The sequence below is a fragment of the Leeuwenhoekiella obamensis genome, from assembly GCF_055391795.1.
The window spans coordinates 2,032,877-2,045,769 of the sequence record NZ_AP029251.1; the positions used below are offsets into that span (position 1 = coordinate 2,032,877).

6 protein-coding genes are annotated in these 12,893 nt (G+C 38.4%); all 6 read left to right on the plus strand.

Annotation, left to right across the window (positions count from 1 at the left end; genetic code table 11):
- The first annotated feature begins 7 nt into the window (after positions 1–7).
- Entirely contained in the window at positions 8–1,831 is a 1,824-nt protein-coding gene (locus ACZ5L8_RS08990; RefSeq protein WP_464436758.1) for a discoidin domain-containing protein, read from the plus strand.
- A gap of 354 nt (positions 1,832–2,185) precedes the next feature.
- Entirely contained in the window at positions 2,186–5,392 is a 3,207-nt protein-coding gene (locus ACZ5L8_RS08995; RefSeq protein ID WP_464436760.1) for a SusC/RagA family TonB-linked outer membrane protein, read from the plus strand.
- Between the two features lie 12 nt (positions 5,393–5,404).
- The gene (locus tag ACZ5L8_RS09000; protein WP_464436762.1) at positions 5,405–7,291 is read left to right on the plus strand and encodes a RagB/SusD family nutrient uptake outer membrane protein; all 1,887 of its coding nucleotides are present in this window, start codon (positions 5,405–5,407) and stop codon (positions 7,289–7,291) included.
- Between the two features lie 12 nt (positions 7,292–7,303).
- Positions 7,304–7,978, plus strand: a complete 675-nt coding sequence (locus ACZ5L8_RS09005) for a DUF3823 domain-containing protein (protein WP_464436764.1) — start codon at positions 7,304–7,306, stop codon at positions 7,976–7,978.
- Positions 7,979–8,140: 162 nt separating this feature from the next.
- Complete coding sequence (locus tag ACZ5L8_RS09010; protein ID WP_464436765.1) at positions 8,141–10,642, plus strand: glutaminase family protein; 2,502 nt, start codon at positions 8,141–8,143, stop codon at positions 10,640–10,642.
- Positions 10,643–10,708: 66 nt separating this feature from the next.
- Positions 10,709–12,892 carry a hypothetical protein gene (locus ACZ5L8_RS09015; protein ID WP_464436767.1) on the plus strand — a complete coding sequence of 728 codons (2,184 nt, stop codon included), beginning with the start codon at positions 10,709–10,711 and terminating at the stop codon, positions 12,890–12,892.
- Position 12,893: the final 1 nt, after the last annotated feature.

Sequence of the window (12,893 nt, forward strand, 5' to 3'; positions counted from 1 at the left end):
AAAAATTATGAGATATATTAACTTAAGGCTATTATCAGTATTTGTAATGCTTACAGTATTGATATCCTGTAAAGAAGATGACACTTCTCTTATTGACGGGTTGCCAGATTCAATTATCAATACAGATCCAGATGGATCACCACCACGAGCTATGGTTGAAAGCTGGGGTGGATATTCTGAAAAAGTAAATAGACAGATCCTTATCAATGGAGTGGGTGTATTCTATGATGCAGATGTAGATCGTGAAATAGAATGGCCATTATCTTTTTACGGTAAAATTTGGCCAGAAATTCTTAGTAAGTATGGCTTCTTCGGTAACGGTGCTAGTCTACATGTTGTAGGTCACGGCGACGCCGCTGCACCAACTTTTTCCGGTAATTATTTACAGACTGAAACTGAAAATAAAAATGTAATTGACTTACCGATCACTGAACTTGAACTTACTGCTCAAACCTCAGACCTATCTTTAAAACTGTTAGGACAATTGGTTGAAGGTGGTAACAATAGAGCAAATGGAGCTCCGGCTACAACTGTATGGGGTGAAAGCTTTGTAGAGATTTTTACATACGATATGTATATGGCTCTAGACCTTGAAGCTGACGCTGAAAGAGTTAAAACTGCTTATCTTGAAAGCACTTCTAACCTACCAGTTGCTGGTACAAACTGGTTTCAAGATTGGTTATTACCTATCTATGAAAACTACAATGGTATAGGCATTTTCAGTAATTTCTTTAGCACAATTGCTGAATTTTATCCCACTAATGGTGGTAGCTATGTATCTGATTTTACCGTTGGTGAATTCATTCACTTCTGGAGTGGTGCTGCAGGAGATGATCTTCAACCTATGTTTGAAGAGGCATTTGGCTGGAATGACACATGGGCACAAGAATTAGTTATTGCTCAAGCAAAATATCCAGATCTTCCTTATCCATTTACTCCTGCTTCTGTATCTGTTGACCTAACACCGTTGGCGATCCTTAGCGTAAGTAATGAGCACCCTAATGGCGCTGGTAATAATGAAGGTTCACCTAAACTTGTGGATAATGATATAAATACAAAGTATCTGACGAATTATGATGATACTATGTATGTTCAGCAGTTTTTCCCAACTCCTAAGGTGATCAATAAGTACTCTTTTACATCTGCTAATGACGCGCCAGATAGAGATCCTAAAGATTGGAATCTTGTTGCCTCAAATGATGGTACTACGTGGATTCAATTAGATTCTAAATCTGATGAATCATTCTCTGGAAGATTCCAAACAAGAGAGTGGAATATTGACAATGAGACCGCTTACCAGTACTATAGAATATATATTACAGATAACAATGGTGGATCTTTGATTCAAATAGCTGAATGGAGATTGATGCAATTACAGATCATTTCTTTTGGAGCTGAAGACTTTACTCAATCTGCTCTTATAACCGTTAACCGTGATAATACAAATGGACCTAGCGGCGCTGAGGGATCTTTCAAACTTATTGATGATGATGAAGGATCTAAGTTCTTAACAAGTTGGGATCCTACTCAACCGCTACAAATGCAACAAAGATTGCTTGAAGCTTCTGTTGTAGGACAATATACCATCACATCAGGAAATGATGCTCCAGGTAGAGATGCTAAAACATGGACACTTTCAGGTTCTAATGATAACTCAACTTGGACAGAAATAGATTCTCAAACCGATCAAATGTTCGACGAGAGAGGCCAGACTCGTACTTTTACTGTAGATAATAGCACTGCATATCTATATTATAGATGGGAAGTTACTGAGAATAATGGTGCTGGTCTTATTCAAATTGGAGAATGGAGACTACTAAGTAGTGATTAGTATTAGTTAATAATCACTAAAATTTTTAATCAGCTCTAAGATTTCTTAATCGAAATTTTGGAGCTGATTTTTTTTATAAAGGTTTTCAAAATCTGCGTTTTTTTACTTGAAAAATCGACTAGAAGCGTATAATTAACATTTATAATCATTAAATAAAAATCAAAAAATTCAGCTATAATCAAATTATATTTAAAATTCCTCACCAAAACGAGGAAAATCAACAATACAATAAACGTAAAATGTACGTTTAATTCAATTTTTGATAAATCGTATTTCCTCTCTTTTTCACGCTCAATCGTTTGAGTAAGTTTAAACATACATTAACGGAGTGTTAACTTTTCAATTTTTGTTTAAATGGAAAAACTACAAATTCAACAAAAACTGAAAAGGCAGAAAAACAGTGAAATTCAATATTCTCAAAAGCGAAATCGATTTAGAGATCTATTTCTATTGATGCTCGTAAGTATATTGTCTAGCTCTCAATATATTCATGCCTTTCAGAACCAAAATGATGAAGAAATAACAGTTACGGGAACAATAATGGATCCTGATGGTATGCCATTGCCTACTGTAACGGTTATTGAAAAAGGTACCAGTAACGGTACACAAAGTGATTTTGACGGAAATTACTCAATCGATGTCGCATCAAACGCAACGCTGGTATTCAGCTATGTGGGCTTTAAAACTTTAGAGGTTCCTGTAGACGGAAACACGACCATCAATCCTCAACTTGAAGAGGATATTGCAGGTCTTGATGAGATCGTTATTACGGGTTATACCGCTCAAGACAAAAAATCTATTACAGGTGCAATTTCTACAGTAACAAGTGAAGATCTTGAGAAAGTGCATGGTGGAGCTACTGTAAGTGCAGGATTAGCAGGTAAACTACCAGGTGTAAGTTTTAGAATGCCTGATGGTCGACCTGGAGCCAGTGCTACTATTCAAATACGTAATATGGGTACTCCTCTTTATGTAATTGATGGTATTCAGCAGGATGAAGGTCAATTCAACAACCTTTCTCCTAATGATATTGCAAGTATCACTGTACTTAAGGATGCTTCCGCAGCGATTTATGGTGTGCGAGCGGCTAATGGTGTGGTGGTTGTAACTACTAAGCGTGGTAGAAAAGGAACTCGTAACACAGTAAATATTAATGCCTACACAGGATGGCAAAACTGGTCTCGTTTCCCTGAAACCGTGAATGATTCATACCAATACGTTTTGGCGCAAGCCGAAGCAGAGGTAAACTCGTTTGGTACTACAAATATTACTCCAGATGAACTTGAGAAATATAGAATAGGTACAGATCCCGGTTATCAATCTTTTAACTGGCGTGACTTTATCGTTAAGAAAAACGCACCGCTTACTAACCTTAACGTTAGCGCAACCGGTGGTTCTGAGAATATAAATTACTACTTATCTTTCACAAACCTAAGTCAAGAATCTGTATTAGGTGAAGAGTTTCGTTTTGATAGAAGTAACATACAGAGTAACGTTGACGCAAATATTTCTGAGCGTTTAAAGGTTGGCGTACAGATCAACGGTCGTATAGAAAAAAGAGAGAATCCTGGTATTCCTGGAGCAGATGATTACTGGTTACCACGTTTTGCGATTTTACGTAACCGTCCTTATGAGCGTCCTTACGCTAATGACAACCCAGAATATCTTAATGACATAGGTCACAACGAAACAAACTGGGCTCTTCACAACTATAAAATTGGAGGTTACCAGCGCGATACTTGGAGGGTTTTACAAACCAACTTCACTGTAGATTATGATATTCCTTTTATAGATGGCCTTTCGGCGAAAGGGATGTATTCATATTTCATTTCAGACAGAGTTCTTGATGGTCATGAGTACACTTATGAGGCTTACACTTATGATCCCACCAATGATGTTTATAATGTTACAGGAGGTAGTACAAACCCATGGCGTGAACGCAGAACACGTAAAAACATTAAAAATGTATATCAAGGTCAATTACAATACAAGCAGAAATTTGATGAGCATAGTATAGATGCTGTATTTATTGCTGAGAGACAAGAAGGTCTGTATCTAGAACAGTGGGTACACTCTGTTCCTGGAACAAATGAACTTCCTTTGATCTACTTCTCTGATATGGATACTTATGACGATTATCAAGCTGAAGATGCACGTATAGGTTATATCGCACGATTGAGCTATAACTTTGCTGATAAATACTATCTAGAAGTATCTGGTAGACGTGATGCTTCTTGGAAATTTTCACCAGAAAAACGAGTAGGTTACTTCCCATCTGCATCTGCTGGTTGGAGAATTACTGAAGAAAAATTTGCACAAGATCTTCTAGGTTCAAATAGCTTTCTTAATAATCTAAAACTTAGAGCATCTTATGGTGTATTAGGTGATGATAATGTGGGAATTGGTGCCTTTGATTATTTAACAGGTTACAGCTATGATGTTGGCAACCCAGCGATCTTGGATGGACAACCAGTTATACCTTCTAGAGACAGAGGGCAGCCTATTAACAACATATCTTGGTTTGAAAGTAAGATCTTAGACATTGGTGCAGATTTCTATATGTTTGACAGTAAATTATCAGGAACAGTTGATTATTTCTATCGCAAGAGAACTGGTTTACGTGGTAGAAAATATGATGTACTAGTTCCTAATGAATTAGGATATGGTCTTCCAGATGAGAACGTAAATAGTGATGCTAACTTTGGTATTGAAGGTTCATTATCATATTCTGATGATATAGGTGATTTTAGCTACAGCGTTACTGCAAATGGATCTATTTCTAGAAGCAAGTTCTTATCTTCTTACAAACCTAGATTCAATAACTCTTATGACAGATATCGCAACTCAAGTGAAGATCGCTACAACACGATTTTCTGGGGTTATACAACTGTAGGACAGTTTCAATCTCAAGAAGAAATTGATAGTTATCCTGTAGATGTAGATGGACGTGGTAACTCTACCCTACTTCCTGGTGACCTTATTTACAAAGATGTAAATGGTGATAAGCGTATTGATGGATATGATATTACACCTATAGGCTACAACAACTTCAACCCTCTTGTAAACTTTGGTTTAAGCATTAACCTAGCGTATAAAGGATTTGATTTTACTGCAGACTTTTCAGGGGCGTCAAATTTCTCTTGGAACCAAAGTTGGGAGCAGCGTTGGGCTTTCCAGAACACTGGAGCACTTAACAAGATCTTCTTAGACAGATGGCATAGAGAAGACCCATTTGATCCTAATAGTGATTGGATCCCTGGCAAATATCCTGCTCTGCGTTATAATGAAGGTGGACATAGTAACTACAACAAGAATTCAACTTTCTGGTTACATAACGTGACGTATTTAAGAGCTAGAACATTAGAGTTAGGTTACAACCTTTCTAAAGATCTACTAGACAAGATCAGCGTGCAAAAATGTAGAGTGTATGTTAACGCGTATAACTTATTCTCTATTGATAACCTATCAGAGTATGGTGTTGACCCTGAAGTTGTAGATGAAAATGGTTTACAATATCCACAGAACAAATTTATTAACGTGGGAGTAAACATCTCTCTATAAAATTGTTATGAAATGAAAAAATATATAATTCTATTAATTATACCTCTGTTATTCGCTCAATGCGAATCAGACAAAGAGTTCCTAGATAAGGAACCTACTAATGTACTCTCAGAGGAACAGATATATAATAATCCAGATCTCGTACTGTCAGTTTTAGCAGATCTATACAATAGATACTATGATTTTGGTACAGTTCAAGACTGGGCTTCTGTAGCTCGTTTTAATGTGTCTTTCTGGTCTGAAGCTGGTCGCTATGGCGAGTTTCAAAATGGTGGCTACGGCTACGGCGATTGGGGAACATGGGACTACGGCTACATCCGTGACATGAACCTGTTCTTAGAGCGTCTAGAAAATTCTACTGAACTTGATGCTGAAGACCTTGCTCGCTTTAAGGCTGAAGGTAGATTCTTAAGAGCATCTTATTATTTCACTTTAGTGAAAAGAATGGGCGGAGTTCCACTAATTCTTGAGTCTCAGACTTACGATTTTAGTGGTGATCCTACATACCTTCAGTTTCCTAGAGAAACAGAAGCTGGGATCTATGACTTTGTGATCAATGAAATGGACGAGATCGTTGATGATCTTCCGGCGGATGCCAATATAAAATCTCGCGCTACGCAAGGTGCTGTGGTTGCTGCTAAAGCAAGAGCTGCGCTGTATGCCGCATCTATCGCAAAATACGGTCAAAATACTCCGGCGGTATCTTTACCTGGTGGTGAAGTAGGTATTCCTGCATCTAGAGCAGATGAATATTATGGTAAGGCTTTGGCTGCAGCCCAAAGAATTATAAACGGCGAGGTAGGAAACTATGGCCTTTACAATTCTAAACCTGATCTATCAGAAAACTTTGCTGCATTGTTCTATGAAAAGAATCAAAATAACGAAGCGATCTTTGTTGAAGATTTTAAACTTCAAACAGACAAGAAGCATGGTTTCACCATTTCTAATCAACCTAGATACGGAGCTGAAGAAGAAGAAGGTGGGCGTATAAACCCAGCACTAAGTTTAGTACAGTCTTTTGAAACTCTAGACGGTAATTATGAGCCACTACCTATAAAAGATGGATCTGGAGCTCCTATTTATTATGAGAATCCAGAAGATCTTTTTGACGGTAGAGATGCGCGTCTTGAAGGTACTGTTATCGTGCCTGGATCTTTCTTTAAAGGGCGTCAAGTAGATATTTTTGCTGGTGTTCAACTGGCTGATGGTACCGTTGTAAGTGGTGATCAAAGAGGTCAATCTAAAGAGTTCCCAGGATCTAATGGCGCTGAACAAGTTGTAGGTTTTGATGGGCCAATAGATGGTCTTGAATTTACTGCCCAAACAGGTTTTTATATTCGCAAATATCAAGATCCTAAACCAGGATCTGGACAACGCGGTACACAGAGTGATGTTTGGTTTATTCGTTACCGTTTTGCAGAAGTTTTATTGAATGCTGCAGAAGCTGCATTTGAACTTGAGCAATTTGATGTAGCTGCTGGCTATATGAATCAGGTTAGACAACGTGCAGGTATCACCACAGATCTTGCTGCTGGTGACATCACATTTGATCGAATCGCTCATGAGCGTTTTGTAGAATTTGCTTTTGAAGGATTGCACTTCTTTGATATGAAACGTTGGAGAATCGCACATCAAATTCTAGATGGTGTTCCTATGGACGCAACCACGATTACTCAAAACATAGGCGATGCTACTAAAAGGCTTACACAACCTTTCGGGTTATGGCCATACAAATATGTAAATCCAGGAAATCCTAATGATGGAGACTGGTTATACAAGATCGTTAAACCTAGTCGTGTTACTGGTTCAGATAACTTTAGGTTAGGAAATTACTATTCTGAAATAGGACAGGATATCTTGAACAATAACCCGCTTATTGTTAAGAACCCTAACCAATAAAAAATTAGCATTATGAAAATCAAATATATATTAGCAATAGTTGCGTTGACATTTGTTTTCGCTTCATGCGAAATAGATAACTACGATGAGCCTGATGCATTCTTTACAGGTAATGTAGTTTACAATGGTGAGCCTATACAAGTAGGCGCTAAGGAAGTTAGATTTCAATTATGGCAATCAGGATACGGTCTTTACGGTCCTCTTGATGTTCACTTAGACACAGATGGATCCTTTAGCGGATTGTTTTTTAGTGGTGAGTACAAATTGAAATTCATTGACGGTCAAGGTCCTTGGAAGGCGCCTGCAGATACACTTTTTGTTACCATTAATGGAAATACACAAATGGATCTTGAGGTTACTCCCTATTACACTGTAAGTAACCCTAGTTTTAGTCAAAGTGGAAATGCGATCACTGGATCTGCAAGCATCACTAAAGTACTTACAGGTACTGATGGTAGAAACATTGAGTATGCTAAGATCTACATTAATGATACACAGTTTGTTTCTAATAATGGAGATTATAATGTCGCTCAAGCTGATGCAAGCACAATAACTGAAAGCAACATCACCGCTTCAGTTAATCTTCCTGATGGTTATAACAAAGATGCAATATTCGCCCGCATCGGTATAAAAATGAACGGAGTAGAAGATTTACTTTTCTCTGATACAATTAAACTAGATTTATAATTAACCTAACCCATGATAAAGGGGGTAAAAGCTATGGCTTTTGCCCTCTTTTATCAATTTAGAACACTTAACAGAGAAAAATGCGCAATCTAAATTGAAAAAAATTGGCATTTTAATAAAATTTTAATACTATTACTAAATCGTTTTATCAATAATCAAACAATGACAAACAAATTATCTGCGGCAGCCCTGTTAGGACTGTTTGCTTTCTTTACATCCTGCAAAACTGAGAAATCAGAAACAACGGTTTCTGAAAATAAAGAGCTGGCTGGTGTAGCCGAGTTACGCGCGCCTGCTTATCCTTTGATCACGCATAACCCAAACTTTAGCGTTTGGTCTATGTCTGATGAACTTAACACTCAATCTACAAAACACTGGACAGAGAAAGACCACAGCCTTCTAGGTATTGTTCAGGTTGATGATAAATTCTACCGTTTCCTAGGTATGGAAACTAAAGTTTATGAAACTGTAATTCCTACTTCTGATGAAGAAAGCTATAGCGTAGCATACTCTGAAGATGAGCCTTCTGGAGAATGGACAGGTACTGAATATGATGACAGCGCTTGGAAAAATGGTGAAGCTCCATTTTCTGACAATGAGTCGCTTGCTAGCACTGTTTGGAAGAGTAACGACCTTTACTATAGAAGAACATTTGATCTTCCACAAGGAGACCTTTCTAAAGTTTATTTAAAACTGCGTCACGACGATAACGTAACTGCATATCTTAACGGTGTTAAGATCTATGACGTTAGCGGTTGGGATGATGCGTACAAATACATCCCACTTAAAGAAGATGCTATCAGCGCGCTTAAAGAAACGGGTAACGTGCTTGCAATTCATATTAGAAACACCGCTGGTGGTCAGTGGTTAGATGCTGGTCTTGTTACAGAAGCAAAATCTGAGAACAACACCGCTATTGAGCAAGCTAAACAAACTAATGTACAGATCACTGCAAACCAAACACAATACACTTTTGATTGTGGTGGTGTAGATGTAACTGCAACATTCACCTCTCCTCTACTTATTGAGAATCTTAAGGTTTATGCACGTCCTGTAACTTATCTTGACGTTCAAGCGGGTTCTAATGATGGCGCTGCTCACAACGTTAAAGTTTATGTGGGTGCATCGTCTAACCTTGCTGTAAACAATATGACACAAGCCGTTACTTCTGAAAGCTATGAGAAAAACGGACTTCTAACAATGAAGGTTGGTACGCAAGAGCAACCAGTACTTCAGAAAAAAGGTGATGATCTTAGAGTTGACTGGGGACATTTTTACCTTTCAACTCCTGCTGAAAACGCTGCACAATACGTAAGCGGACCTAAAGATGCTATTTCTTCTTTTACTAGCGGTGCAAACAGTGCTTCATCAGCGCTTCCGCAAAAAGGACTAATGCTTAATGCAGTTGCTGATCTTGGTGATGTTTCTCAAGCAAAAGATCACCTTTTCCTTTTAGGATATGATGAGGAAGAAGCGATAAACTTTTTCGGTACTTCTCTTAAACCTTGGCACAAGAAAGAAGCTGAATCATTCGATCAGATTTTGGCGAATGCCTACAACGAATATGGTGAGATCTTATCTGAAGTTAAATCTTTTGATGAAGAACTTTATAATGACGCTGTAGAAGCAGGTGGTAAAAAATATGCAGACCTTTGTGTTCTTGCTTACCGTCAGTCTATCGCTGGTCACAGCCTTGTTGAATCACCAGATGGAGAAATACTTTTCTTATCTAAAGAAAACAACAGTAATGGATCTATCAATACTGTAGACATTACCTATCCTTCTGCTCCACTTTATCTAGTATACAATACAGATCTTCTTAAAGGTATGCTTAACGGTATTCTTTATTACAGCGAGAGCGGTAAATGGAAAAAACCTTTCCCTGCTCACGATTTAGGTACTTATCCTATCGCAACTGGGCAAACGTATGGTGAAGATATGCCAGTTGAAGAAGCGGGTAACATGATCATTCTTATGGCTGCTATCGCACAACAAGAAGGTAATGCAGACTATGCAAAAGAGCACTGGGAAACTTTAACTACCTGGACAGATTACTTAATGCAAGATGGATTTGATCCTGCAAACCAGTTATCTACTGATGACTTTGCTGGTCACCTTGCTCGTAACTCAAACTTATCTGTAAAAGCGATCATGGCAATTGCTTCTTACGGTAAACTTGCAGGAATGTTAGGAGATACTGATGCTGCTGAGAAATATACTAATGCAGCAAAAGACTTCGCACAAAAATGGATCGAGCTATCTCAAGATGGAGATCACTATGAACTTGCTTTTGAGCAGCCTGAAACTTGGAGCCAGAAGTATAACCTTGTTTGGGATGACATCTTAGATCTTAATGTTTTTCCAGATAACGTGGTTAAAGAAGAACTAGCATATTACTTGACTAAGCAAAATAAATACGGTCTTCCACTAGATAGCCGTAGAGATTATACAAAGTCAGACTGGATTCTTTGGACAGCTACAATGGCAGACTCTCAAGAAGACTTTAATGCTATTGTTGATCCAGTTTGGGCATTTGCAAACGAAACTCCAGACAGAGTGCCACTTAGTGACTGGCATCAAACAAAATCTGGCCATAGAGTTGGCTTTAAAGCCAGATCAGTAGTAGGTGCATACTTCATCAAGCTACTTAAAGAACAGGAATAATTTCACACTCCTCTTAAACCCGTGGCAACTTGTGTGTCACGGGTTTATTTTTTTAAATCCATGCCTATGTTTACCATTAAGAAAATTTCATTTTTAGCACTGCTTGCCGCAAACGTTATTGTAGCGCAAGACACAGAGAAACCTAAAACTGAAAAAACTGCCTTTCAAACCAGCCGTGCATGGATGCCAGAAATTGACACCCGCGCAGATATCTCTATTGTGTATGGTGTAAACGGCAACCCATCAGACCATGATAAAAGACAAACCTTTGAAGATCGTGTACAGTCATGGCAAGATCAAGGCTACCTCACGCATTTTATGACAGGTATCGCCTGGGGTTCTTATGAAGACTACTTCTTAGGAGAATGGGATGGTAAAAAACATTTTGACGAAGGTCAAGTACAACAAAATGGTGATATCATCTGGCACGGTCACAATGTGCCATACATCGTACCTTCAGACAATTTCTTAAAATATATTCAAGAAACGGTTGTTAAACGCGTTATTGACGCCGGCATAACTTCTATTTATCTTGAAGAACCAGAGTTTTGGGCGCGTTCTGGTTATAGCGAATCCTTTAAAAAAGAGTGGAAAAAATTCTACGGCACAGATTGGAAGCCGCAACATGAGTCACCAGAAAATACCTGGATGGCAAATAAATTGAAATATCACCTGTACTACAACGCCCTTGATAAGGTTTCGGCTTACGCCAAAAAGTACGGAAAATCAAAAGGTCTTGACGTAAAAGTCTATGTTCCTACCCACTCGTTAATTAATTATTCTTCATGGGCCATCGTAAGTCCAGAAGCTAGTCTAGCTTCTCTTCCGGGAATTGATGGTTATATCGCTCAAGTTTGGACCGGTACTTCTCGCGAATCTGTTTTCTATAACGGCATTAAAAAAGAAAGAACCTTTGAGAATGCATATTTAGAATATGGCTCAATGGTTTCTATGACAAAACCTACTGGTCGCAAAATGTTCTTCTTAACAGATCCTATTGAAGATCGTAGAAAAACATGGCAGGATTATAAATTGAATTATCAAGCGACTTTTATTGGTAAACTTTTATATCCATCTGTTAACAATTATGAAGTGATGCCATGGCCAGAGCGTATTTACACCAGCCCTTATAGTGTTGCTGGCTCTGACGAAAAAATATTGATTCCGCGTGATTATTCTACGCAGATGCAGGTAATGATCAACGTGCTTAATGAGATGCCACAATCTGACAATAAGATAAACGGTACAGATGGCATTGATGTTCTACTTTCTAACTCCTTGATGTTTCAGCGTTTTCCTAATCATGATAGTTATGACGACCCGCAGTTGTCAAACTTTTATGGCTTAACGCTTCCTTTGATAAAACGCGGAGTTCCTGTGGGAACCGTACACATGGAGAATCTTAATACTAAAGGCGGTCTTGCCGATACAAAAATATTGGTCTTGACGTATTCAAACCTTAAACCTACTTCGCCAAAGGATCATGAGTATCTGGCAGATTGGGTGAAAAAAGGTGGTTCTCTGGTTTATGTGGGGCGTGATGATGATCCTTTTCAGCAGGTGCAAGACTGGTGGAATAAAGACTTTAATTACAATACACCTTCTGAACATCTTTTTGAACTTTTGGGCGTAGACCCAAATAGAAATGTAAAATATCACACCGCTGGCAAGGGTAAGGTTTATGTCTTACGACAAAATCCTAAAGAGTTGGTGATGCAAGAGCAAGGCGATACACCATACATCGCGATGCTTAAAAATGCGCTATCTGACACTGGCGAGAATATGGTTGAGAAAAATAACTTCCACCTGCAACGCGGGCCGTATGAGATCGCCGCAGTTCTTGATGAAAGTGTTTCTGCTACTCCTTTAACTATTGATGGACCGGTGATCGATCTGTTTGATCCAGAAATTCCGGTGCTTGATAAAAAGGTGATCAACCCGGGTGAGCAAGCCTTGCTATATAATCTTAATGCGATAAAAAGCAAAAAACCACAGGTTCTTGCTACTGCCGCCAGAGTGACTGATGAAAAAACAAAGGGTAAATCATTTGCTTTTACAAGCCGTAGTCCGGTGAATACTAACAATGTAATGCGCGTGTATTTGCCTAAAGAACCTAAGAGCATTAAAAGCAGTGATGAAAATGGCGCTGCCATCACTGAAATGACGTCAAATTGGGACGAAAAAACGAACACGCTTCTATTAAAATTTGAGAACTTAGGAGCTCCAATACAAACAACTATTACCTGGTAAA

Bases quoted from the DNA above. Each gene is read 5' to 3' on its own strand.
- ACZ5L8_RS09010 (WP_464436765.1), top strand. From the start codon at position 8,141: ATGACAAACAAATTATCTGCGGCAGCCCTGTTAGGACTGTTTGCTTTC.
- ACZ5L8_RS09000 (WP_464436762.1), top strand. From the start codon at position 5,405: ATGAAAAAATATATAATTCTATTAATTATACCTCTGTTATTCGCTCAA.
- ACZ5L8_RS08995 (WP_464436760.1), top strand. From the start codon at position 2,186: ATGGAAAAACTACAAATTCAACAAAAACTGAAAAGGCAGAAAAACAGT.
- ACZ5L8_RS09005 (WP_464436764.1), top strand. From the start codon at position 7,304: ATGAAAATCAAATATATATTAGCAATAGTTGCGTTGACATTTGTTTTC.
- ACZ5L8_RS08990 (WP_464436758.1), top strand. From the start codon at position 8: ATGAGATATATTAACTTAAGGCTATTATCAGTATTTGTAATGCTTACA.
- ACZ5L8_RS09015 (WP_464436767.1), top strand. From the start codon at position 10,709: ATGTTTACCATTAAGAAAATTTCATTTTTAGCACTGCTTGCCGCAAAC.